Origin of the sequence: Burkholderia sp. NLJ2 (genome assembly GCF_049487195.1) — a bacterium.
In the GTDB taxonomy this organism is placed as follows: Bacteria; Pseudomonadota; Gammaproteobacteria; order Burkholderiales; family Burkholderiaceae; genus Burkholderia; species Burkholderia pyrrocinia.
The window spans coordinates 3,220,254-3,242,150 of record NZ_CP137810.1 but is presented as its reverse complement, the minus strand read 5'-3'; the positions used below and the strand labels follow the sequence as shown (position 1 = coordinate 3,242,150).

Sequence of the window (21,897 nt, the reverse complement as noted above, 5' to 3'; positions counted from 1 at the left end):
GCACGCCGATTGTTCTCGTATTTCAGGAACTATTTGACGCAACAAACCGGCGCCGACAGCATTGTCGTCGGCATCAAATCTGCCCCGCCGCCCCCGTCCACCGCAAGTAATCCCCGCGCGTCCAGTCGAGCGACACGCCGACGCGTTTCGTGCCCGGCCGGATCTTCGGCTTGTACACGGACAGCGTCAGCGACTCCAGCGCGGGCCATTCGCGAAACGACAGCACCGCGATATCGGCGACGAGCGTCTCCAGCAGCCGCGTATGCGGCTTGTGCGACAGAAACGCCGCGACGCGCGCGCAATAACCGTCGTAATCGATCCACTCGCCCTGCTCGCTCGGCTCGCAGCGATACCCGAGCCGCGCATCGATCACGATCGGCTGCGGCGCTTCATGCTCGTGCGCATGAATGCCGATCCGCGCGGGCACCTTCAGTTCGTCGACGAACACGCTCCAGCCGCGCCCGCGCAGGCGCGGCGCGTCGATCGCCACGAACGGTTCGTCGAACGGCTTCATGACGCGAGCGGCGCGGCCGCGTCGAGCATGATGCGCACGAAGTAGTCGGCGAAGCTGCGGCGCAGGACGATCTCGAACGTATCGTCGCCGGTCGGGATCAACACGATCGACGACTTGAAGTAATGCGACTGCGCGCACTGGCCCGGCTTGAACGCACGCGGGTGGAGATCGAGCGGGCAGCCGCGCGCGAGCACGTCGCGCACGCGTTCGCCGCTGATCTCGACGACCGTGTAGCCGCTGCCGACGTCGACGGCCGCCGAATACGTGCCCTGCACGGCCTCGGCGAGCTCGGCCTCCAGCACGCCGGCCGGCACGGGCCCGTTCGAGCGCACGAGCCATTCGTCGGGGCCGAGCCACAGCACGTCATACTCGGCGCCGCGCGCGACCGTGTTCGGCTGCGCGGGCGGCCGGCAGCCGACCACGCGCTCGAACGCGCTCACGAACGCCGGATCGCTCAACTCGCCGCGCACGTTGACGAGATCGAGGAACGGCCGCTCGCGCAGCGTGAACTTGTTCGACGGGCGCGCCTGGTGCGTCTTCAGCACGTCGATCGCGCCGACGAACGGCGATTCAAGCGTCACGGCGCCCGCGCCCGCCACCTGCGTCTGGTTTCTCGTTTCATTCCACATGCTGGCGCACCCCTTCGGTATCGTAGAAAACCGGGCTCGAGATCGTCGCGGTGATGCGCTTGCCGTTGGCCAGCGGAATCACGACGCTCTCGCCCATCTTGTTCAGGCCGCCCTTCACCACCGCGAGCGCGATCGAGCGCTTCAGGATCGGGCTGTAGTAGCTCGACGTCACGTGGCCGATCATCGGCGTCGGATCGACCGCTGACACCTGCGTGTCCTTCGCGATGATCTGCGCGCCTTCCGGCAGCACGAACTGCTCGTCCTCGGTCAGCAGGCCGACGAACTGCTTGCGGCCTTCCTTGCTGGTATCCGAGCGCGCGAGCGAACGCTTGCCGAGGAAGTCCTTTGACTTCGCGACGACCCCGCCCATCCCGAGGTCGTACGGCGTGACCGAGCCGTCGGTATCCTGGCCGACGATGATGTAGCCCTTCTCCGCGCGCAGCACGTGCATCGTCTCGGTGCCGTACGGCGTGATGTCGAACTCGGCACCGGCCGCCATCAGCGCTTCCCATACCGCACGGCCCGCGTTCGCCGGCACGTTCACTTCATAGGCCAGTTCGCCCGAGAAGCTGATCCGCATCACGCGCGCCTTCGCGCCCGCGACGGTGCCGTTGCGGTAGCTCATGAACGGGAACGCTTCGTTGCCGAAGTCGATGTCCTGGCACACCTTCTGCACGACCTTGCGGCTCTTCGGGCCGACCACCGCGAACGTCGCCCAGTGATCGGTGACGGACGACAACCGCACCTTCATGTCGGGCCATTCGGTCTGCAGCCAGCGTTCGAGCCACGTGAGCACGCGCGCCGCGCCGCCGGTCGTGGTCGTCATCATGAAATGCTGGTCGGCGAGGCGCACCGTCACGCCGTCGTCGAACACCATCCCGTTCTCGTCGAGCATCAGCCCGTAGCGGCACTTGCCGACTTCGAGCTTGTTCCACGGGTTCGTGTACATCCAGTTCAGCAGCTTCACTGCATCGGGGCCCTGGATGTCGATCTTGCCGAGCGTCGATGCGTCGAGGATGCCGACGCTGTTGCGCACCGCGAGGCATTCGCGCTTCACGGCCGCATGGAGATCCTCGCCGTTCTTCGGGAAATACCACGGCCGCTTCCAGTTGCCGACGTCCTCGAACAGCGCGCCGTGCTCGACGTGCCATTCATGCACGCAGGTCTTGCGGATCGGGTCGAGGAAATCGCCGAGTTCGCGGCCCGCGAACGTGCCGAACGTCACCGGCGTGTAGTTCGGGCGGAACGTCGTCGTGCCCGTTTCCGGAATCGTCTTGCCGAGCGCCTGCGCGAGAATCGCCATCCCGTTGATGTTGCCGAGCTTGCCCTGGTCGGTGCCGAAGCCCATCGCCGTATAGCGCTTCACGTGCTCGACCGACTCGAAGCCTTCGCGCGCGGCCAGCAGGATGTCGGCGGCCGCCACGTCGTTCTGGAAGTCGACGAACTGCTTCGGCCCGCGTGCGGCGGCCTCGCGGCTGCCGACGAGCCACAACGGCTGCAGCGCGCCTTCGACGGCTTCCGCGACCTGCGGCGCGACGGGGCGCTGCGCGGCCGTGAAGCCCGCGGCCTTCGCCGCTTCGGCGCCCGCGTCGACCGCGAGCCGCAGCGCACGGGCGAGACCGAACTCGCCCGCGGCCGCACCGATGCTCGCTTCCGCCTGCACGGGCTTGCCCGGCAGGAAACACGCCTTCTCGTCGTTCCAGCAGGCCTTGCCGCCCGACTGCGCGAACAGGTGCAGCACCGGGCTGAAGCCGCCCGACATCGCGACGAGGTCGCACGGCAGCGACTGCAGCTTGCCGCCGGTCTGGCCGTTCGTGTAGGACGCGACGTCGACCGACGATACGCGCCACTTACCCGAAGCAGCCGTCACGACCGCACCGCTCATCACCGTCACGCCCTGCCGCTTCGCGGCCACCGGCAGCGCGCCGTTCGACGATGCGCGCGAATCGACGACCGTTACCTTCGCGCCGCATGCCTTCAGGTCGAGCGCAGTCTGGTACGCGCGGTCGTTGTTCGTGAACACGACCGCGTTGCGGCCCGGCAGCACGCCGAAGCGATGCACGTAACTGGACACGGCCGACGCGAGCATCACGCCCGGCAGGTCGTTGTTGCCGAACACGATCGGACGCTCGTGCGCGCCGGTCGCGAGGATCACGCGCTTCGCGCGGACCTTCCACAGCAGCTCGCGCGTGCCCTTGCGCATCGACACCGGCAGGTGATCGGTCAGGCGCTGCGTGACCGTCACGAGGTTGTGGTCCTGGTAGCCGAACGCGGTGCTGCGCGACAGGATCGTCACGTCGGGCAGCTTGCGCAACTCGGCCTCGATCTTCTCGACCCACTGCAGCGCGGGCTTCGCGTCGATCTCGGCGCGACACGACAGCAGGCTGCCGCCGAGCTCGCGCTGGTCGTCGACGAGAATCACGCGCGCGCCGGCCGTAGCCGCCGCATGCGCGGCCGCGAGGCCCGACGGGCCGCCGCCGACCACGAGCACGTCGCAGTGCGCGTAGCACTTGTCGTAGCGATCGGCGTCGAGCGCCTCCGGCGCCTTGCCGAGGCCGGCGGCCTCGCGGATCTTCTCTTCATACTTCGGCCACATGTTGCGCGGCCACATGAAGGTCTTGTAATAGAAGCCGGCCGGCATGAAGCGCGAGAACTTCTGGTTGATCGCGTACTTGTCGTTCTCGAGCGTCGGCTCGGCGTTCACGCTCGTCGCGACGAGCCCCTGGTACAGCTCGATTTCGGTCGCGCGCGCGTTCGGCACCGTATACGGGCCCGATTCGAGCTGCACGACGGCATTCGGTTCCGCGACGTCCGCCGTCACGATCCCGCGCGGACGGTGGTACTTGAAGCTGCGCGCGACGAAGTGCACGCCGTTCGCGAGCAGCGCGGACGCGAGCGTGTCGCCCTGGAAGCCCTGGTACGTGCGGCCGTTGAACGTGAACGTCAACGGAATCGCGCGATTGATGCGGCCACCGGTGCCGAGACGGTCTTTCTGGCTCATTTGCTCGTGCCCTCTTCGTGTGCGTTGCCGGCGGCTGCGCCACTGATGGCAGCCCCACCGAACGTTTCGTAGCCCTTGATATCGTAGGTCACCGTGTCGCGCGTGGCCTTGAACCATCGGCGGCAACCTTGCGCGTGCAGCCATTGCTCCTTGTGCAGCCCGCGCTTGTTCTCGCGCATGAACACGTACTCGCCCCATTCACGGTCGGTCATGTTCTCGTTGTTCACGGGGCGCACGATGTCGGCCTCGCCGCCGCACGAGAACTCGGATTCGGCGCGCGGCCCGCACCACGGACATTCGATCAGCAACATGTTTCTTTCTCCAATGGTGCGTTTAGTGCGCAACGGCGGCAGCGCCGTGCTCGTCGATCAGGTGGCCGGTATAGAAGCGGTCGAGTGCGAACGGCGCGTTCAGCGGATGCGGTTCGTCGCGCGCGATCGTGTGCGCGAACACCCAGCCCGAGCCGGGCGTCGCCTTGAAGCCGCCGGTGCCCCAGCCGCAGTTGAAATACAGGCCCTTCACGTCGGTCTTGGTGATGATCGGGCACGCGTCCGGCGACACGTCGACGATGCCGCCCCACTGGCGGTTCATCCGCACGCGCGAGAACACCGGGAACATCTCGACGATCGCCTGCAGCGTGCTTTCGATGATGTGGAAGCTGCCGCGCTGGCCGAAGCCCGTGTACTGGTCGATGCCCGCGCCGATCACGAGGTCGCCCTTGTCGGACTGGCTGATATACGCGTGCACCGCGTTCGACATGATCACCGAGTTGACCACCGGCTTGATCGGCTCCGACACCAGCGCCTGCAGCGGGTGGCTTTCGATCGGCAGGCGCACGCCGGCCATGTCGGCGAGCGTCGTCGTGTTGCCGGCTGCCACCACCGCGACCTTCTTCGCCTTGATGAAGCCCTTCACCGTATCGACGCCGACCACCGCGCCGCCTTCGCGGCGAATGCCCGTCACCTGGCAGTTCTGGATAATGTCGACGCCTGCGCGATCCGCGCCGCGCGCGAAGCCCCAGGCCACCGCGTCGTGGCGCGCAACGCCCGCACGGCGCTGGATCGATGCGCCGAGCACCGGATAACGACTGTTCAGGTTGATCGTCGGCTCGATTTCCTTGATCTGCGCGGGCGTCAGGAATTCGGCATCGACGCCGTTCAGCCGGTTCGCGTTGACGCGGCGCTCGGTGTCACGTACGTCCTGCAGCGTGTGCGCGAGGTTCATCACGCCGCGCTGGCTGAACATCACGTTGTAGTTCAGGTCCTGCGACAGCCCTTCCCACAGCTTCATCGCCTTCTCGTACAGCGCGGCCGATTCGTCCCACAGATAGTTCGAGCGCACGATCGTCGTGTTGCGCGCGGTGTTGCCGCCGCCGATCCAGCCTTTCTCGAGGATCGCGACGTTCGTGATCCCGTGTTCCTTCGCGAGGTAGTACGCGGTCGCGAGGCCGTGGCCGCCGCCGCCGACGATCACGACGTCGTATTCCTTCTTCGGTTCCGGGCTCTTCCACTGCTTTTCCCAGTTCTCGTGATACGAGAGGCCGTTGCGGAACAGGCTGAATATCGAGTAGCGGCTCATGATGATTGACCCTTCGTTAGCATTCGATGACGTTCACGGCGAGACCGCCGCGCGACGTTTCCTTGTATTTCGTCTTCATGTCGGCACCCGTCTCGCGCATCGTCTTGATCACGGAATCGAGCGACACGTAGTGCTGGCCGTTGCCCTTGAGCGCCATGCGCGACGCGTTCAGCGCCTTGATCGCGCCCATCGCATTGCGCTCGATGCACGGGATCTGCACGAGCCCGCCGACGGGATCGCAGGTCATCCCGAGGTTGTGCTCCATGCCGATCTCGGCCGCGTTCTCGACCTGGTCGGGCGTGCCGCCCATCACCGCGGCAAGCGCGGCGGCGGCCATCGAGCACGCGACGCCCACTTCGCCCTGGCAACCGACTTCCGCGCCGGAGATCGACGCGGTTTCCTTGTAGATGATCCCGATCGCCGCGGCCGTCAGCAGGAATTCGACGATGCCGGCTTCGTTCGAGCCCGGCACGAACTTCACGTAGTAGTGCAGCACCGCGGGAATCACGCCGGCCGCGCCGTTGGTCGGCGCGGTGACGACGCGCCCGCCCGCCGCGTTCTCCTCGTTGACGGCCATCGCGTACAGGTTCACCCAGTCGAGCATCGACAGCGGGTCGCGCAGCGACTCTTCCGAACGCTCGCGCAGGCGGCTGTTCAGCTCGGCCGCGCGGCGCTTCACGCGCATCGGGCCCGGCAGCTCGCCCTCGACCTTGCAGCCGCGCTCGACGCATGCGGCCATCGTGCGCCAGATCGCGAGCAGCCCGGCGCGCACTTCGTCGGCGGGGCGCAGCGCGCATTCGTTGCGCAGCATCAGCTCGGCGATCGACAGCCCGTGTTCGCGGCACTGGTGCATCAGGTCGTCGCCGGTGCGGAACGGATACGGCACCTCGACCGCCGCGCGCACGCCGTTCACGCGATCGCCGTCGCGATTCACGACGAAGCCGCCGCCGACCGAGTAATACTCTTTCTCGACCAGCAACTGGCCGTGTTCGTCGAATGCCTGGAAGCGCATCCCGTTCGGGTGCACGATGCTCGTGCCGCTCATCATCTTGCGAAAGAAGCCGATGTGCTCCTTTTCCTCGAAGCGGACCGTCTGCTTGCCGAGCAGCGACAGCGACTTCTCCGCGCGGATCGCGGCGAGCCGCGGCTCGATCAGGTCGGGATCGATCGTGTCGGGCAGGTGGCCCTCGAGGCCGAGCAGCACGGCCTTGTCGGTGCCGTGGCCCTTGCCGGTCGCGCCGAGCGAGCCGTACAGCTCGATGCGCACGCGGCGCACGAAGCCGAGCAGGTTCGCGTCCTCCACGTGCGACGCGAAGCGGCACGCGGCGATCATCGGGCCGACCGTATGCGAACTGGACGGGCCGATGCCGATCTTGAACAGGTCGAACGCGCTGACGTTCATCTGGCTTCCTCTGGATGACATGCGTGGAATGACGTTGGGCACCAGTACATCAAAGCGTAAAATTGGCCGATAGAACAAAAACGGCATCGGCGTGGGATACCGCCGCCAAGCACCGCGCCGGCCGGCCCGAAAGTACGTTTTGGCGATGGTTCGCGACGGAAAACCACAAGTCCGGCCGAAGCCGATCGGCGACGCTGGCTACAGCCGCGCCGCCCCGGCAGCCGTACCCGCAACCCGAGTGAAATGAGTGAGACCGCCTGCCCGGCGTGACGAGATTGGCCGCGATGACACCCGACGTACCCGCTTCCCCCCTTGCAGAACCCGCGCCGCGGCGTATCCGCTTCGGCATCGTGCTGCTGCCGAACTTCACGCTGACGGCCTTCTCGGGCTTCGTCGACATGCTGCGGCTGTCGGCCGACGACGGCGACTACAGCAAGCCCGTGCGCTGCGCGTGGAGCGTGATCGGCGAGACCCTCGCGCCGGTGCGCGCGAGCTGCGGGATCCAGATCACCCCGTGGGAGACGTTCGACGCGGCCGAGCCGTTCGACTATGTGGTCGTGGTCGGCGGGCTGCTGCATTCGGGGCCGCAAGCCGGCCCTGAAACGCTCGACTTCATCCGCCGCGCGGCGACGGGCGGCGCGACGGTCGTCGGGATCTGCACCGGCGTGTTCACGCTGATGCGCGCCGGCGTGCTCGACGGCTACCGCACCTGCGTGAGCTGGTTCCATTACTGGGATTTCATCGAACGCTTCCCGGCCGCCGATCCCGACCTGCTGATCGCCGACCGGCTGTTCGTGATCGACCGGCGCCGGATTACCTGTTCGGGCGGCCGCGCGTCGATCGACGTCGCCGCCGCGATCCTGCTGCGCCATTTCGATCATGCAACCGTGCAGAAGGCGCTGCGCATCCTGCTCGTCGGCGAAATGCAGAAGGGCAACGCGCCGCAGCCGCATCCGCCAGGGCTCGAACCCGCGACGCATCCGAAGGTCAAGCGCGCGATTCTCCTGATGGAACAGCATGTCGGGCGCACGCTGCCGCTCGATCAACTGGCGTGCAAGCTCGACCTGTCGACGCGGCAGCTCGAGCGCCTGTTCAAGGCCGAGACGGGCAAGAGCCCGCAGGTGTTCGCGAAGCAGGTGCGACTGCGCACCGCCGCGTGGCTGCTGACGAGTTCGGACCGGACGGTGGCCGATATCGCATCGAGCTGCGGGTTCGCCGATGCGTCGCACCTCGGGCGCGAGTTTCGCAAGCAGTTCGGCGTGCCGCCGGCGACGTATCGCGAACGCGGCGGCGAAGTGGCGGAAGCCGGCGCGACGCCGGATGCGGCGGCCGACCCCGTCGAAGACATCGCCGACTGACGGCCGAAGGCACCCGCGCGCCTCTTTCCCGACCGGCCGACCAACCGCGAAGCGACATCCGATCGCGCCGGTTTCGATTCAATTGGAACCGGTTTCAGTCAACTTGACCGACGTTGCACACCATTGACCGAGGGTTATCACGGATGCTGCGTCGCGCTCAAATTTGTATGATGACCACATCACCTTACAAACCTGAGCGCCATGTTCGAGAAAATTCCCGCCCGCGCGATGAGCGACCATGTCGCGCAGCAACTGCTCAAGCAGATCGAAGTCGGCAGTTTCTCGGCCACCGGCAAGCTGCCGACCGAAGCCGTGCTCGCGCAGGAATTCGGCGTGAGCCGCACCGTGATCCGTGAAGCGATCTCGCGGCTGAAGAACGAAGGCGTGGTCGAGCCGCGCCAGGGCAGCGGCGTGTACGTGAACCAGCACGGCGCGATCCGGCCGCTGCGGATCGACTATGCGGAAGCCGTCGAGGCGAGCTCGATGCCGCACCTGCTCGCGGTGCGCCGCGCGATCGAGGCTGAAGTCGCGGCCGAAGCCGCGCTGCACCACTCCGCCGACGACATGGCCGACATCGACGACGCGCTGCGCAGGATCGACGATGCTGTCGCCGAAGGGTGCGACGGCGTCGCGGAAGACGTCGCGTTCCACCGCACGATCGCCGCCGTCACCGGCAACCCGTATTTCCTGAAGACGCTGCAGTTCCTGAACCAGTACCTCGAAGCCGGCGTGAAAGTCACGCGCCGCAACGAAGCGACGCGCGAGGATTTCTCGCGTCAGGTGCGCGAGGAACACGCGGCGATCGCCGACGCGATCCGCGCGCACGACCCGATGGCGGCGCGCAACGCGGCGCGCACGCACATGTACAACGCCGCCCGCCGTCTCGCGGAAGCCGGCATCTGCTGAAGCCGGCGGCGCCCGCCGCCGCTGTTGTCCCGAACCTCTCCCGAATCGATCAAGGTTGACCATGTCACGAAATATTGGAGTCATCGGCCTCGGCGCGATGGGCCTCGGCGTCGCCCGCTCGCTGCTGCGCGCAGGCTTGCGCGTGCACGCGTGCGACGTGCGCGACACCGTGCTGCAGGCGTTCGCCGCCGAAGGCGGCATTGCCTGCGCGACGCCGGCCGAACTCGGCGCGCAGTGCGACGTCGTCGTCACGCTCGTCGTCAATGCCGCGCAAACGGAAACGGTGCTGTTCGGCGAGCACGGCGCGGTCGCGGCGATGAAGCCGGGCGGCGTCGTGATCGCGAGCGCGACCGTCGCGCCCGAATTCGCGGTCGCGCTCGGCGCGCGCATCGAGGCCGCCGGCCTGCAGATGCTCGATGCGCCCGTGTCGGGCGGCGCCGCGCGCGCGGCATCGGGCGAGATGACGATGATGACGTCGGGCCCGGCCGCCGCGTACGCGGGCTGCGAGGACGTGCTCGCCGCGATCGCCGGCAAGGTCTATCGCCTCGGCGACGCGCACGGTATCGGCTCGAAGGTGAAGATCATCAACCAGTTGCTGGCCGGCGTGCACATCGCAGCGGCCGCCGAGGCGATGGCGCTGGGCCTGCGCGAAGGCGTCGATGCCGACGCGCTGTACGACGTGATCACGCACAGCGCCGGCAATTCGTGGATGTTCGAAAACCGCGTGCCGCACATCCTGAATGGCGACTACACGCCGCTGTCGGCCGTCGACATCTTCGTGAAGGATCTCGGCCTCGTGCTCGATACCGCGCGCCGCAGCAAGTTTCCGCTGCCGCTGTCGGCCACCGCGCACCAGATGTTCATGAGCGCGTCGAGCGCCGGCCACGGCGGCGAGGACGATTCCGCCGTGATCAAGACTTTCCCCGGCATCACGCTGCCGCCCGCCCGCTGATTCGTACGACGTTCCCGCCATGACCGCTTCCGCTTCCCGTCCCCTGCTCGGCTGCATCGCCGACGATTTCACCGGCGCGACCGATCTCGCGAACATGCTCGTCAAGAGCGGCATGCGCACCGTGCAGACGATTGGCGTGCCTGCCGGCAACGCAACGCTCGACGCCGACGCGATCGTCGTCGCGCTGAAGTCGCGCACGATTCCCGCGGCCGATGCCGTTGCACAATCGCTCGCCGCGTACGAATGGCTGCGCGCACAGGGCTGCCGGCAGTTTTTCTTCAAGTACTGCTCGACATTCGACTCGACCGACGCGGGCAACATCGGGCCTGTGGCCGACGCGCTGCTCGATGCGGCCGGCGGCGGCTTCACGATCGCGTGCCCGGCGTTCCCGGAGAACGGCCGCACGATTTATCGCGGCCACCTGTTTGTCGGCGACGTGCTGCTGAACGAATCCGGGATGGAGAACCATCCGCTCACACCGATGAAGGACGCGAACCTCGTGCGCGTGCTGCAGCGGCAGACAAAGTCGCCGGTCGGCCTGATCCGCTACGACACGATCGCGCTGGGCGCGGCCGCGGTGCGCGCACGGATCGACCAGTTGCGCGCGGAAGGCGCACGCTTCGCGATCGCCGACGCGCTGTCCGACCGCGACCTGTACGTGCTCGGCGAAGCATGCGCGGGCCTGCCGCTCGTCACCGGCGGCTCGGGCATCGCGCTCGGCCTGCCCGCGAATTTCCGCCGCGCGGAGCAACTGCCCGAGCGCGACAACGCGGCATCGCTGCCGCGCATCGACGGGCTGTCGGCCGTGCTCGCCGGCAGCGCATCGAAAGCCACCAACGCGCAGGTCGCCGCGTGGCGCGCCACGCGGCCGAGCTTCCGCATCGATCCGCTCGCGGCGTCGCGCGGCGAGCCCGTCGTCGATGAAGCGCTCGCCTTCGCGCGCGCGCACCTGCCGCAGCCGGTGCTGATCTACGCGACCGCGACGCCTGACGAAGTCAAGGCCGTGCAGCAGGCGCTCGGCGTCGAGGCGGCCGGCCATCTCGTCGAAAGCACGCTCGCGGCGATCGCGCGGGGCCTGCGCGAACTCGGCGTGCGCAAGTTCGTCGTCGCCGGCGGCGAGACGTCCGGCGCGGTCGTGCAGGCACTCGACGTGAAGTCGCTGCAGATCGGCGCGCAGATCGATCCGGGCGTGCCGGCCACGGCCACCATCGACGCGCAGCCGCTCGGCCTCGCGCTGAAATCCGGCAACTTCGGCGCGACGGACTTTTTCGACAAGGCGCTGCGCGCGCTGGACGGAGCCGCATGATGGGCCACGAAGCGAAACTGCGCGAAGAGATCTGCGTCGTCGGCGCGAGCCTGTACGCACGCGGCCACGCAGTCGGCAGCGCCGGCAACATCAGCGCGCGCCTGCCCGACGGCTGGCTGATCACGCCGACCGACGCGTGCCTCGGCCGGCTCGACCCGAACGACATCGCGAAAGTCGGCCTGGACGGCCAGCCCGTGTCGGGCGGCAAGCCGTCGAAGACGCTCGCGCTGCATCGCGGCATCTATGCGCGCAACGCGGAGGCGAACGGTGTCGTCCACACGCATTCGACGCACCTCGTCGCGTTGACGCTGGCGGGCGTGTGGCGCGACACCGACGTGCTGCCGCCGATCACGCCGTACTACGTGATGAAGGTCGGCCATATTCCGCTGATCCGTTACCGCCGCCCCGGCGACCCGGCCGTCGCGGCCGAAGTCGCGGCGCTCGCCGACCAGGTGCGCGGCGTGCTGCTCGACCGGCTCGGCCCCGTGATGTGGGGGCCATCGGTGTCGCACGCGTCGTATGCGCTCGAGGAGCTCGAGGAAACGGCACGGCTGTGGCTGATGACGAACCCGAAGCCCGAGCCGCTTTCCGACGCGGCGCTCGACGAACTGCGCGAGACCTTCGGCGCGCGCTGGTAACGCGGCGCGCACCCCGTACCGATTCCCATGCCCGCCGTGTGCGCGGGCCCTTCCGTCAGCACACACATACGATCCGGCGGCCTGCGCGCCGCCGGCACAAAACATCCTTGGAGACGACGATGACTGCTCTCGATGCGGCCGCAAGCCGCTCGCCCGCCGCGCCTGCCCATTCCGCGGAACTCGACCGCACCTACAAGAAAGTGTTCTGGCGCATCGTGCCGTTCCTGATGCTCTGCTACGTGGTCGCGTATCTCGACCGCGTGAACGTCGGCTTCGCGAAGCTGCAGATGTCGCAGGATCTCGCGTTCAGCGAAACCGTGTTCGGCCTCGGCGCGGGGATTTTCTTCCTTGGCTACTTTCTGTTCGAACTGCCAAGCAACCTGCTGATGCACCGCCTCGGCGCGCGCATCTGGATCGCGCGGATCATGATCACGTGGGGCCTGCTGTCAGCGCTGTTCGCGTTCGTGAAGACGCCGACGCAGTTCTACGTGCTGCGCTTCCTGCTCGGCCTCGCGGAAGCCGGCTTCTACCCCGGCGTGATCCTGTACCTCACGTACTGGTTCCCGTCGCACCGCCGCGCGAAGATCATCGCGGTGTTCATGTCCGCGATCCCCGTGTCGGGCATCTTCGGCAACCCGCTGTCGGGCTGGATCATGCAGCGCTTCCACGGCGGCTCGGGCTTCCACGGCTGGCAATGGATGTTCATGATCGAAGCCGTGCCGGCCGTACTCGTCGGCATCGCGACGATCCTGTATCTCGACAACAGCATCCGCGGCGCGAAGTGGCTCGACGAGCGCGAGAAGCAGCTCCTCGAAGACGAAATCGCCGCGCAGCCGCAGGAACAGCAGCAGCACGGCCATTCGCTGAAGGCCGTGTTCTCGGACCCGCGCATGTGGTGGATGTCGCTGATCTACTTCGCGTTCGTCACGGGCCAGTACGGCCTCACGTTCTGGATGCCGACGCTCGTGAAATCGACCGGCATCACCGATACGCTCCAGATCGGCCTGCTGTCCGCGATCCCGTTCGTCGTCGCGATCGTCGTGATGAACCTGTTCGGCCACAGCGCGGACAAGCGCCGCGAACGCCGCTGGCACCTGATCGTGCCGGCGCTGATGGGCGCGGTCGGGTTTGCGGTCGCGGCGTCGTACTCGCACAATACGACGGTGTCGATCGTGTTCCTGTCGCTCGCGGCAGGCGGCGTGCTGACCTGCGCACCGCTGTTCTGGTCGCTGCCGACGGCGTTCCTCGCGGGCTCCGCGGCCGCGGCCGGGATCGCGATCATCAACTCGGTCGGCAACCTCGCCGGTTTCGCGAGCCCGTACGTGATCGGCTACCTGAAGGACGCCACGCACAGCACGTCGTCCGGCATGTACGTGCTGGCGGCCATGCTCGTGCTCGGCGCGATCGCCGTGTGGCTCACGCCCGCGAAACTCGTGAACCGCTGAGCAACCGAGCCGCCATTCGACGCGGGGCGCGGTACGCCCCGCCCCATTCATTCACAGGACCCGCTGCCATGCCACGCTTCGCCGCCAACCTCTCGATGATGTACAACGAGCACGCGTTCCTCGAACGCTTCGCCGCTGCCGCCTACGATGGCTTCAAGGCCGTCGAGTACCTGTTCCCGTACGACTTCGCCGCCGAGGACATCCGTGCGCGCCTCGACTCGCACAACCTCGAACAGGCGCTGTTCAACGCGCCGCCGGGCGACTGGGCCGCGGGCGAACGCGGCATCGCGTCGCTGCCGGGCCGCGAGGACGAATTCCGGCGCGGCATCGACCAGGCGCTCGACTATGCGCGCGTGCTCGGCAACAAGAAGCTGCACGTGATGGCCGGCATGGTCGCGCCGGGCGCCGACCGCGCGCGCCATCGCGACACCTACCTGTCGAACCTGCGGCATGCGGCACAGGCCGCCGCCTCACGCGGCGTCACGATCCTGATCGAGCCGATCAACCAGCGCGACATGCCCGGCTATTTCCTGAGCCGCCAGGACGACGCGCAGGCGATCTGCGCGGAAGTCGGCGCGCCGAACCTGAAGGTGCAGTTCGACTGCTACCACTGCCAGATCGTCGAAGGCGATCTCGCGATGAAGCTCAAGCGCGATTTCGCGGGCATCGGCCACATCCAGATCGCGGGCGTGCCCGAGCGCCACGAGCCGGATCTCGGCGAACTCAATTACCCGTACCTGTTCGAGCTGATCGACGCGCTCGGCTACGACGGCTGGATCGGCTGCGAATACCGCCCGAAGGCCGGCACGTCGGCCGGCCTCGGCTGGGTCAAGCCATACCTGTGATTCCCGTATTCCCCAGAGGATAAAGAACATGAAAGTACTGATCACCGGCGGCGCCGGCTTTCTCGGCCAGCGCCTCGCGCGCAAGCTGCTCGAGCGCGGCGAACTGACCGGCCCCGACGGCCGGATCGGGAAGATCGACGAGCTGGTGCTGCTCGACGTCGTCAAGGGCAGCGATTTCGGCGATGCGCGCGTGACGTCGATCGTCGGCGACATCGCCGACCGCGCGGTGCTCGAAAGCGCGATCGACACGCAGACCGGCGCGATCTTCCACCTCGCGGCCATCGTCAGCGGGCAGGCCGAAGCCGATTTCGATCTCGGCATGCGGATCAACCTCGATGCATCGCGCACGCTGCTCGAAGTGTGCCGCGCACGCGGCCACCAGCCGCGCGTCGTGTTCACGAGCTCCGTCGCGGTGTACGGCGGCGCACTGCCCGACGTCGTGCAGGACGACACCGCGCTGAACCCGCAATCGTCGTACGGCGCCGAGAAGGCGATCGCCGAACTGCTGCTGTGCGACTACGCGCGGCGCGGCTTCGTCGACGGCCGCGTGCTGCGGCTGCCGACGATCAGCGTGCGGCCCGGCCGCCCGAACGCGGCCGCGTCGTCGTTCGCGAGCGGCATCATCCGCGAGCCGCTGAACGGCGAGGAAAGCGTGTGCCCGGTGCCGGGTTCGACGCGGCTGTGGCTGCTGTCGCCGCGCGGTGCGATCGACGCGCTCGTCGCCGGCTGCGAGATCGACAGCGCGAAGCTCGGCAACAAGCGCGTGATCAACCTGCCCGGCCTGTCGGTGTCGGTCGACGAGATGATCGAAGCGCTGCGCGAAGTCGCGGGCGACGACGTCGTGAAACTGATTCGCCATGCGCCCGACGAGCGCGTCGAGAAGATCGTCGGCAGCTGGCCGGGCCGCTGGGACACGACGCGCGCGGAAGCGCTCGGGCTGAAGGGCGACACGTCGTTCGCGGACGTGATCCGCAGTCATATCGCGGACGAACGGCGCTGATTCACGCACCGCGGCGCGTCGGCGGATACGCGCCGCCCCGGCACGCACGCAGCGCCGTCGGGCCGCGTCAGCGCGGCCTGGCGGATTCCCCGATGCTCAGCGACCCGCGCTTCGTGCCACCCGGTCGTTTCGCCGAACCGGCCGCCCACTGCCACGCGAGCAAGCCCGGCAGATAGAACAGCAGATCGCGCACGCGGCGCGCGCCGGCCAGTGCAAGACAGGTCGGCGCGTCGAACCCGAGCAGCCCGCCGATCAGCACGAACCCGCCCTCCTGCACGCCCAAACCACCCGGCATCAGGAACGCGATGCTGCTCACGAGCTGGATCAGCGCCTCGATCGCGAGCGCCTGCGCAAAGGTCGGATCGGCGCCGAGGAAGTACAGCGCGAGCCAGATTTCCAGCGCATAACCCGCAAACTGCAGCGTCTGCCAGATCCCCAGATAGCGCACGACGATGCCGGTCTTTCTCCAGATCATCCGGATCGACTGATCGGTGCGGGCCGATTCGCCGACCAGCGCAACCACCTTGCCGCTCGTGATCCGGTTGACCACGCGCATCGCGCGCTCAAACGGTCGCGCATGCTGCACCAGCGCGAACAGCAGCAACACCGGTACCAGCGCCGCCATGCCGATGGCGAGGTGCGCGGCCACCTGCGCGGCGTCGGACGACACGCGTTCGAGCACGTAGCCGATCGCGATCAGCGCGAACACCAACTGGCTGATCAGCGTGAGCTGCATGTCGGCGACGAGGCTGGCCACGGCGGTCGCCGGCCGCACGCCCGCCTGCCGCAGCAACCCGAACGACACGATCTCGCCGCCGATCCGCGCGACCGGCAGCAGCCCGTTGATCGATTCGCGGATCCACACGAGCTTCAGCATCGTCGCGAACGACGGCCGGCGCGGGCCGCGGATCAGCATCCGCCAGTCCCACGCATTCGCGAGCATCGGCAGGATGTGGGCCAGCGCGGCGACGAGCAGCCCGACGCCGGCGATCCGCAACCGATGCAGGATTTCCAGCGGATGTTCGTGCCAGATCAGCCACACCGCGAGCGCCAGCCCGGCCAGCGCCGCCGCGCGCGCCGCATGCCGGAGCCGCGCCTCGTGACGCGCGGCCTGCCGGTCCGCGTCGGCGTCGGCGTTGGCGGGGTTCGTCTCGATCGTCATGATTCACCCGCCGGCGACAGCAAGCCTTCCCGGTCGACGCGAAAGCGCGTGCCGCGCCAGACGACGTGCGACGAGAAGAAGCTCGACACGAAAACCAGGAACTGCAGGAGATCGACGAACGGCAGCCACAGGGCGCCGCGCAGCCCGGCACCGGTCGCACGGCTCGTTTTCACCATCAGCAGCGCCCGCGCGGCGAGCGCCGCGACCGTCAGCCAGCAGGCGGCGAGCGTGCCGCCGGAGAACAGCACGGCCAGTAGCGCGAGCGGCACCGGGTGCATCAGCACCGACCCGGCATGACCGAGCCGGTCCGCCGCGCGGATCGTGCAACTCCAGCGCAATTCGTGCGCGTACAGCTTCGCGAACGTTTCTTCGACGCAGGCATGCCCGACGACGAACGGCGGGATGACGACCTGCGTACCCACTTGCCGCACCGCTTCGCCGAGCGCGTGATCCTCGGCCAGGTGATGCGCGAAACGCGCGAGCCCGCCGATGCGTTCGAGCGTCGTGCGCGTGATCGCAATCGTCTGCCCAAAACATGGCCGTGCACGCCCGATGAACAGCCCGGTAATCACGCCGGGCAGAAAATGGTAGTTCGTCATCGCGACGGCGACACCGGGCCAGAAACCCGGCGACGCGACACCGCGATACACGCTCGTCACGATGCCGACTTCCGGCTGCTGTAGCGCGCCGACGACCGCACGCAGATAATCGCGCTCGACCACCACGTCGCTGTCGGCGAGGCAGAGCACCGAATGCTCCGCATGTTCGAGCATGTTGACGAGATTCGCGATCTTGCGGTTCGGCCCGTACAGCCGCGCATCGGCGACGACCTTGATGTTCGCGTCCGGATAGCGTGCCTGCAGCGCCTCGACGGCCGCGAGTGCCGCATCGCCCGCATCGTGCACGCCGAACAGGTGCTGTACCGGCCCCGGATAGTCCTGCACGAAAAAGCTTTCGAGATGCTGTACGAGATCCCATTCGTCGCCGTGCAGCGGCTTCGCGACAGTGACGCCCGGGTAATCGCGCGGCATCGCCGGCGCCCGGGAAAAGAACCTGCCGACCAGCACGCTGGCCGTGACGGTGTAGGCAATGCCCAGCAACCCGCCCAGCCCGCAGACGATCGACATTGCCCCGGCCAGCGCGTGCAGCACATGCAGCAAAACCATGCTTCTCCCCAGTGGTGACCCGTACGACCGCAACCGGCCGCGCACGCGGGCTCACCCGTGTACGCTGCCGTATCGATTCCCGTTGAGCCGGATGTGAAGGACGACCAATCGACGATACGCGCAATCAGATGACACAACTACCGTCCGGCGATCGATTCCGGTCACGCGCACGTATCCGCACGCGAGCGCGGCCCTGAACGCCGCATCGGCAAGCTTGCGGGCCGAAAGGATGGCGGTCGCAACCGCGACGACGGTCCAGACGCGAAATGTCATCGTGGTGAAAAACGCCTCGGGTATGCGCAATGCAAGCAGCGATACCAGCACGAAACACTGAATGAACATGCCGGCCAGCGCGGCGATCAGCAGGTGGACGCGCCATCGCTCGATCGTCGAGGATGCCATGAAGAATGAACTCCCGTGCAGGCGACCCGGATCGATTTGAAATCAAACTGAAGGGTCGCGGGTTGGTGGGCCAGTGCGTTCGGTCCGCGCCGGACGCGGCAAACCCGGATCGGGATCGGGGGTGCGATGTCGTGGCCGATAGTAGCGGGAATGCCGGCAGCAAACCTTGAGCGTTCTTCAGAATCGGCGATGTTTGAGACAGCTCGATTACAATCCGTTGCATCGCACGCTCAGTCGGGCTCGTGCAATCGCAGACACCTGCACGCGAATCGACCATGCGACCCCGCCTTGTTGAAGACGACGACCTGATCGGCAGCGACACGCAATCGCCCGGCAGCGGGCTCGGGCTGTCGATCGTCACGCGCATCGCGCAATACTTCGGCGGCACCGTGCAGTTCTAGCCTGGCATCGGCGGTCAGGGTCTTAGTATCGTCATCGCGCTGCCGTCGGCGGATGCGGCCGGACCGTTGCCGCGCAGTGCGCCGGCCGACGAACACGACGATCGGTCGCGCGCGATGCCGCGTGCTTAACGTTACGTTAACGATTCGCCCGTAGAATTTGCCGACACATACGATCCCCACAGTCCGTCAGGAGTCTTCATGACCACACCCGCCCGATATGACGCAGTTGCACGCTTTCTTCACTGGCTGATCGTCGCGCTTGTCGTCGCGCAATACGCAATCGGCTGGACGATGCCCGATGTGCATCGCGATACGCAACCGATCGGCCTGATCGCCGCGCACCTGATCGTGGGTACCGCATTGCTCGCGGCGATGGCTTGCCGCGTGCTGTGGCGCGTGACGCATCGCCCGCCCGCAGACGACCTGTCGCCCACGATGCGCGCGCTGTCCGGCGCGACGCATTTCGCGCTCTACGCACTGCTGATCGTGGTGCCGCTGCTCGGCTGGATCAACGCATCGTCGCGCGCATGGGCCGTGACGCTGGTCGGAGTCGTCCCGTTGCCGGCGCTGTCGGCGGCCGGTTCCGGATTCGGTCACGCGATGGGCGACGTGCACGGCATCCTCGCATGGGCGCTGTTCGCCGGCATTTGCCTGCACGTGGCAGCCGCATTGGCGCACCGCTTCGTGCTGCGCGATCAGATCGTGCAGCGCATGATGCCGTGGTGATCGCTTCCCCCCTGTTTCAACGCACCCTTGCCGCCCTGAACCGGGTTGTTCCGGTTCGCGACGTCGCCGGCCTTCCTGTTCATCGCGCGATCGGCCTGCCGCCCCATCGGGATCGATTGGCGAGATGATCCCGACGTCGCGCGAAGCGGCGCGCGATGAGCGGCATGGCAGCCGGTGCCCTTCGGTCACGTCGAGCGGCGCGAAGGGCACGCGGATTGCCATACCGCGAACACGACGGCCAGAAGCCACACGCGTACATACCGACACCTAATTGCTGGTCTGCGCCGGCATACCGGGGGCCGGCGCATGCATCGCGGAAGCTGCCGCCCTGGCCCGATCCTGCTCGGCGAGCTTCGCTTCCGCGGCCTGGATGTCCGCCGGATACTCGCCGTCGTCGCCTTTCGCCGGGTCGTACCCGGCCGCTTCCAGACGCATCAGCTCGTCGCGAACCTGCGCGCGCGTCAGCGGTGCGGCCGATTGCGCGAATGCCGACTGACCGACGATCATGCCGATCATCATCAGTACTGCGATATATGTTTTCATCATGAACTCCTTCAATGTTCCGTATCGATCAACCATTGTGAATGCCTGACCCGCGAGCGCAGGCGGTTGGTTCAGCTTCCGAAATAGATCGCGCAGAAGCTCGCGGGGCCGACGCATGCGGCCGGGCGCTGGCGCGGCGACATCGCCGCCGGCTTGCCCGCTTCCGATGAAACGGCCGGATCGCTGCCGACCGCCGTGCTGGACTGACGCTGCGGCATCTGTTCGACCTGCCGCTGGAACAGCGGGCTCACGTCCGGATACGACGTATCGGTCACGAAGCGCAGCCCGTTGTTTTCTGCATCGATCAGTTCCTGCCTGACCTGTGCGCGCGTGAGCCCCTGTGCCGACGCTTGCGTTGCGACACCCGCGAGAGAAATTGCCGCCACGGTGGCGGCCACCAGCCAATGCTTGTTCATGCTCCACTCATTCAGAAGTCAACGAGACGACGTGCTACACCCGTATGACGACGGAGGGGGTTCGTTTATTCCCGCGCGTTGCGGCTCCGGCAGCTTGCGTCGACCGGTCATCGAACTGTCATTCTTTCGTCAGCAGGCGTAACCTGACGTAACGCAGCGCCCGTCGCGCTTCGTGCAGACTGACGCCACCTCATACGGATCGCCCATCGATCGACCATGTCCGTCGCTTACGACTACGCAGCCGGCCTGCTCCGCACGCTGTACGACCGCCATATCGACGGCGACGCGGTGCTCGATACGGCCGCGTTCCCGGATGCCGAGCGTTTCGTGCGCGCGTGGCCTGCCATCCGTGCGGAAGCGCTCGCGGTGGCGCAGGACATGTCGCGTATTCCGCGCTTCCACGAGATCATGCGCGAGCAGTACGACATCTCGGCCAACGACGCGCGCGACTGGCGGATGTTCATCATGCAGGCGTACGGCCAGCCGTTCCCGCGCAACCTGTCGCGCTGCCCGACTGTCGCATCGATCGTCGCGGCGTCGCCGGGCGTGCTGTCCGCATCGTTGTCGTTTCTCGCGCCGGGCAAGCACATTCCGCCGCATCGCGGGCCGTTTCGCGGCATCCTGCGCGGCTATCTCGTGCTGTCGATGCCGAAGCGCGCGGACGGTACGCCGGCCGCCGTGCTGAAAGTGGATGGATGCGAATACCGGCTCGACGAAGGTCGCTTCCTGCTGTGGGACGACACGTTCATGCACGAGGTGTGGAACGACAGCGATGAAGTGCGGATCGTGCTGTTGCTCGATATCCGCCGGCGCGGGATGCCGCGCTTGCTCACGTGGCTGTCGAATGCAGTAATTGGCGTCGTGCGGCTCGCGATTCGGGTGCGGGGGCGATCGATTCCGGTTTAGCGCGCGACGCAAGCGTCACGATGCTTGCCCGGAAGCAAGCGCCAGTGCATAGATGCCTCGCCTGGCGACGCACGGGAAAGGCCGGTCGATCGCCCGCACATTCGTCAGTTCCCAGCACACGTATCCGGCACACCATTGCTTGCCCTGCGAGCGGGCTTCGTCAGGCGTCCAGTCGTGTACGCCCACGACGTCGACCAGCGCGAGCGCGAGGCCGTCGGGATCTTCCTGCCCGTCCTGTCGCAGATAGATCGAGTTTTGCACCAGCACGAGATCGCGCAACGGAATGGTCGGTGGCGCCCAGGAGCGGATTTCCACCTGCTTGCGTCCCGCAACGATATCGTCAACGGCGGGCTTCACGATCGACAGGGCCTGTCGCGGCATGGCAAGTCATTCCTTCGGCAAGTTGAAAGCGTGCGACCGTCGATCGTCATGCAGCCGCAACGGGCATGCGAGCGCGGTCAGCGCGAGATTGTTGCCGATTCGCCTGAGTGTGTCGACCCGGACACGCCGGGTCCACCGGCGTGACGCGGCCGACGCGGTTCGGTCACGCGCACCGGGGCGACCCGACTTCGTCTTTCGGCCCCCGACGGATCGCCTAAAC

Annotated in this window: 23 protein-coding genes; 11 read left to right on the top strand and 12 right to left on the bottom strand. The window is 67.2% G+C overall.

Annotation, left to right across the window (positions count from 1 at the left end):
• Positions 1–73: 73 nt before the first annotated feature.
• From R9B84_RS37035 to R9B84_RS37010, 6 genes are read right to left on the bottom strand one after another with little or no spacing between them, the layout of a single operon-like run.
• Positions 74–514 (bottom strand): dihydroneopterin aldolase, encoded by a 441-nt coding sequence (locus R9B84_RS37035; RefSeq protein WP_047902481.1) that lies wholly within the window; start codon positions 512–514, stop codon positions 74–76.
• Complete coding sequence (locus R9B84_RS37030; RefSeq protein ID WP_423762268.1) at positions 511–1,143, bottom strand: sarcosine oxidase subunit gamma; 633 nt, start codon at positions 1,141–1,143, stop codon at positions 511–513. Before R9B84_RS37030 ends, R9B84_RS37035 begins: the two co-directional genes overlap by 4 nt.
• Positions 1,133–4,144, bottom strand: coding sequence for a sarcosine oxidase subunit alpha family protein (locus tag R9B84_RS37025; RefSeq protein ID WP_423762267.1), 3,012 nt, complete (start codon positions 4,142–4,144; stop codon positions 1,133–1,135). Before R9B84_RS37025 ends, R9B84_RS37030 begins: the two co-directional genes overlap by 11 nt.
• Entirely contained in the window at positions 4,141–4,455 is a 315-nt protein-coding gene (locus R9B84_RS37020; RefSeq protein ID WP_048242596.1) for a sarcosine oxidase subunit delta, read from the bottom strand. Before R9B84_RS37020 ends, R9B84_RS37025 begins: the two co-directional genes overlap by 4 nt.
• 22 nt (positions 4,456–4,477) lie before the next feature.
• Positions 4,478–5,722, bottom strand: a complete 1,245-nt coding sequence (locus R9B84_RS37015) for a sarcosine oxidase subunit beta family protein (protein WP_006480591.1) — start codon at positions 5,720–5,722, stop codon at positions 4,478–4,480.
• Positions 5,723–5,738: 16 nt separating this feature from the next.
• Positions 5,739–7,124, bottom strand: a complete 1,386-nt coding sequence (locus R9B84_RS37010) for an L-serine ammonia-lyase (protein ID WP_423762266.1) — start codon at positions 7,122–7,124, stop codon at positions 5,739–5,741.
• 284 nt (positions 7,125–7,408) lie between these two features.
• Between R9B84_RS37010 and R9B84_RS37005 the strand changes: the two genes are divergently transcribed.
• From R9B84_RS37005 to denD, 8 genes are all read left to right on the top strand, one after another.
• Positions 7,409–8,482, top strand: coding sequence for a GlxA family transcriptional regulator (locus R9B84_RS37005; RefSeq protein ID WP_423762265.1), 1,074 nt, complete (start codon positions 7,409–7,411; stop codon positions 8,480–8,482).
• A 201-nt stretch (positions 8,483–8,683) separates the two neighbouring features.
• On the top strand, positions 8,684–9,388 hold the full coding sequence (locus tag R9B84_RS37000) for a FadR/GntR family transcriptional regulator (RefSeq protein ID WP_423762264.1): 705 nt from the start codon (positions 8,684–8,686) through the stop codon (positions 9,386–9,388).
• Between the two features lie 61 nt (positions 9,389–9,449).
• On the top strand, positions 9,450–10,340 hold the full coding sequence (gene ltnD, locus R9B84_RS36995) for an L-threonate dehydrogenase (RefSeq protein WP_096473522.1): 891 nt from the start codon (positions 9,450–9,452) through the stop codon (positions 10,338–10,340).
• A 19-nt stretch (positions 10,341–10,359) separates the two neighbouring features.
• Positions 10,360–11,646: a 3-oxo-tetronate kinase gene (gene otnK, locus R9B84_RS36990; RefSeq protein ID WP_423762263.1), complete on the top strand. Its 1,287-nt coding sequence runs from the start codon at positions 10,360–10,362 to the stop codon at positions 11,644–11,646.
• A complete protein-coding gene (locus tag R9B84_RS36985) occupies positions 11,646–12,284 on the top strand; it encodes an aldolase (protein ID WP_423763553.1) in 639 nt (212 codons plus the stop codon). Before otnK ends, R9B84_RS36985 begins: the two co-directional genes overlap by 1 nt.
• Before the next feature lie 119 nt (positions 12,285–12,403).
• Positions 12,404–13,729, top strand: a complete 1,326-nt coding sequence (locus R9B84_RS36980) for an MFS transporter (protein WP_423762262.1) — start codon at positions 12,404–12,406, stop codon at positions 13,727–13,729.
• Between the two features lie 68 nt (positions 13,730–13,797).
• Positions 13,798–14,574, top strand: a complete 777-nt coding sequence (gene otnI / locus R9B84_RS36975; RefSeq protein ID WP_423762261.1) for a 2-oxo-tetronate isomerase — start codon at positions 13,798–13,800, stop codon at positions 14,572–14,574.
• A 28-nt stretch (positions 14,575–14,602) separates the two neighbouring features.
• Positions 14,603–15,574: a D-erythronate dehydrogenase gene (gene denD, locus R9B84_RS36970; RefSeq protein WP_310132154.1), complete on the top strand. Its 972-nt coding sequence runs from the start codon at positions 14,603–14,605 to the stop codon at positions 15,572–15,574.
• A gap of 67 nt (positions 15,575–15,641) precedes the next feature.
• On the opposite strand, the gene R9B84_RS36965 is transcribed toward denD, so the two are convergent.
• From R9B84_RS36965 to R9B84_RS36955, 3 genes are read right to left on the bottom strand one after another with little or no spacing between them, the layout of a single operon-like run.
• Positions 15,642–16,736 (bottom strand): lysylphosphatidylglycerol synthase domain-containing protein, encoded by a 1,095-nt coding sequence (locus R9B84_RS36965; protein ID WP_423762260.1) that lies wholly within the window; start codon positions 16,734–16,736, stop codon positions 15,642–15,644.
• On the bottom strand, positions 16,733–17,902 hold the full coding sequence (gene hpnI, locus R9B84_RS36960; RefSeq protein ID WP_423762259.1) for a bacteriohopanetetrol glucosamine biosynthesis glycosyltransferase HpnI: 1,170 nt from the start codon (positions 17,900–17,902) through the stop codon (positions 16,733–16,735). Before hpnI ends, R9B84_RS36965 begins: the two co-directional genes overlap by 4 nt.
• A 51-nt stretch (positions 17,903–17,953) precedes the next feature.
• Positions 17,954–18,304 (bottom strand): hypothetical protein, encoded by a 351-nt coding sequence (locus tag R9B84_RS36955; RefSeq protein ID WP_423762258.1) that lies wholly within the window; start codon positions 18,302–18,304, stop codon positions 17,954–17,956.
• Between the two features lie 275 nt (positions 18,305–18,579).
• Between R9B84_RS36955 and R9B84_RS36950 the strand changes: the two genes are divergently transcribed.
• Positions 18,580–18,705 carry a hypothetical protein gene (locus R9B84_RS36950; protein ID WP_423762257.1) on the top strand — a complete coding sequence of 42 codons (126 nt, stop codon included), beginning with the start codon at positions 18,580–18,582 and terminating at the stop codon, positions 18,703–18,705.
• A gap of 198 nt (positions 18,706–18,903) precedes the next feature.
• Positions 18,904–19,431 (top strand): cytochrome b, encoded by a 528-nt coding sequence (locus tag R9B84_RS36945; protein ID WP_423762256.1) that lies wholly within the window; start codon positions 18,904–18,906, stop codon positions 19,429–19,431.
• Between the two features lie 267 nt (positions 19,432–19,698).
• On the opposite strand, the gene R9B84_RS36940 is transcribed toward R9B84_RS36945, so the two are convergent.
• On the bottom strand, positions 19,699–19,974 hold the full coding sequence (locus R9B84_RS36940) for a DUF4148 domain-containing protein (protein WP_423762255.1): 276 nt from the start codon (positions 19,972–19,974) through the stop codon (positions 19,699–19,701).
• Between the two features lie 71 nt (positions 19,975–20,045).
• On the bottom strand, positions 20,046–20,390 hold the full coding sequence (locus tag R9B84_RS36935) for a DUF4148 domain-containing protein (protein ID WP_423762254.1): 345 nt from the start codon (positions 20,388–20,390) through the stop codon (positions 20,046–20,048).
• Positions 20,391–20,606: 216 nt separating this feature from the next.
• Here R9B84_RS36935 and R9B84_RS36930 point away from each other — a divergent pair, with 216 nt between their 5' ends.
• Positions 20,607–21,296 (top strand): aspartyl/asparaginyl beta-hydroxylase domain-containing protein, encoded by a 690-nt coding sequence (locus tag R9B84_RS36930; RefSeq protein WP_423762253.1) that lies wholly within the window; start codon positions 20,607–20,609, stop codon positions 21,294–21,296.
• Between the two features lie 15 nt (positions 21,297–21,311).
• Here the strand turns inward: R9B84_RS36930 and R9B84_RS36925 are convergent, their stop codons facing one another.
• On the bottom strand, positions 21,312–21,677 hold the full coding sequence (locus tag R9B84_RS36925; protein WP_423762252.1) for an ASCH domain-containing protein: 366 nt from the start codon (positions 21,675–21,677) through the stop codon (positions 21,312–21,314).
• Positions 21,678–21,897 lie beyond the last annotated feature (220 nt).

What these genes read in the sequence shown, in the direction of transcription:
- R9B84_RS36930 (WP_423762253.1), top strand. Translation starts at nt 20,607, where the DNA reads ATGTCCGTCGCTTACGACTACGCAGCCGGCCTGCTCCGCACGCTGTAC.
- R9B84_RS37000 (WP_423762264.1), top strand. Translation starts at nt 8,684, where the DNA reads ATGTTCGAGAAAATTCCCGCCCGCGCGATGAGCGACCATGTCGCGCAG.
- otnK (WP_423762263.1), top strand. Translation starts at nt 10,360, where the DNA reads ATGACCGCTTCCGCTTCCCGTCCCCTGCTCGGCTGCATCGCCGACGAT.
- R9B84_RS36980 (WP_423762262.1), top strand. Translation starts at nt 12,404, where the DNA reads ATGACTGCTCTCGATGCGGCCGCAAGCCGCTCGCCCGCCGCGCCTGCC.
- denD (WP_310132154.1), top strand. Translation starts at nt 14,603, where the DNA reads ATGAAAGTACTGATCACCGGCGGCGCCGGCTTTCTCGGCCAGCGCCTC.
- R9B84_RS36955 (WP_423762258.1), bottom strand. Translation starts at nt 18,304, where the DNA reads ATGGCATCCTCGACGATCGAGCGATGGCGCGTCCACCTGCTGATCGCC.
- R9B84_RS37030 (WP_423762268.1), bottom strand. Translation starts at nt 1,143, where the DNA reads ATGTGGAATGAAACGAGAAACCAGACGCAGGTGGCGGGCGCGGGCGCC.
- R9B84_RS36945 (WP_423762256.1), top strand. Translation starts at nt 18,904, where the DNA reads ATGACCACACCCGCCCGATATGACGCAGTTGCACGCTTTCTTCACTGG.
- R9B84_RS36965 (WP_423762260.1), bottom strand. Translation starts at nt 16,736, where the DNA reads ATGACGATCGAGACGAACCCCGCCAACGCCGACGCCGACGCGGACCGG.
- R9B84_RS36985 (WP_423763553.1), top strand. Translation starts at nt 11,646, where the DNA reads ATGGGCCACGAAGCGAAACTGCGCGAAGAGATCTGCGTCGTCGGCGCG.
- hpnI (WP_423762259.1), bottom strand. Translation starts at nt 17,902, where the DNA reads ATGGTTTTGCTGCATGTGCTGCACGCGCTGGCCGGGGCAATGTCGATC.
- ltnD (WP_096473522.1), top strand. Translation starts at nt 9,450, where the DNA reads ATGTCACGAAATATTGGAGTCATCGGCCTCGGCGCGATGGGCCTCGGC.
- R9B84_RS37005 (WP_423762265.1), top strand. Translation starts at nt 7,409, where the DNA reads ATGACACCCGACGTACCCGCTTCCCCCCTTGCAGAACCCGCGCCGCGG.
- R9B84_RS36925 (WP_423762252.1), bottom strand. Translation starts at nt 21,677, where the DNA reads ATGCCGCGACAGGCCCTGTCGATCGTGAAGCCCGCCGTTGACGATATC.
- R9B84_RS37010 (WP_423762266.1), bottom strand. Translation starts at nt 7,124, where the DNA reads ATGAACGTCAGCGCGTTCGACCTGTTCAAGATCGGCATCGGCCCGTCC.
- R9B84_RS37020 (WP_048242596.1), bottom strand. Translation starts at nt 4,455, where the DNA reads ATGTTGCTGATCGAATGTCCGTGGTGCGGGCCGCGCGCCGAATCCGAG.
- R9B84_RS37035 (WP_047902481.1), bottom strand. Translation starts at nt 514, where the DNA reads ATGAAGCCGTTCGACGAACCGTTCGTGGCGATCGACGCGCCGCGCCTG.
- R9B84_RS36935 (WP_423762254.1), bottom strand. Translation starts at nt 20,390, where the DNA reads ATGAACAAGCATTGGCTGGTGGCCGCCACCGTGGCGGCAATTTCTCTC.
- R9B84_RS36940 (WP_423762255.1), bottom strand. Translation starts at nt 19,974, where the DNA reads ATGAAAACATATATCGCAGTACTGATGATGATCGGCATGATCGTCGGT.
- R9B84_RS37015 (WP_006480591.1), bottom strand. Translation starts at nt 5,722, where the DNA reads ATGAGCCGCTACTCGATATTCAGCCTGTTCCGCAACGGCCTCTCGTAT.
- R9B84_RS36950 (WP_423762257.1), top strand. Translation starts at nt 18,580, where the DNA reads ATGCGACCCCGCCTTGTTGAAGACGACGACCTGATCGGCAGCGACACG.
- otnI (WP_423762261.1), top strand. Translation starts at nt 13,798, where the DNA reads ATGCCACGCTTCGCCGCCAACCTCTCGATGATGTACAACGAGCACGCG.
- R9B84_RS37025 (WP_423762267.1), bottom strand. Translation starts at nt 4,144, where the DNA reads ATGAGCCAGAAAGACCGTCTCGGCACCGGTGGCCGCATCAATCGCGCG.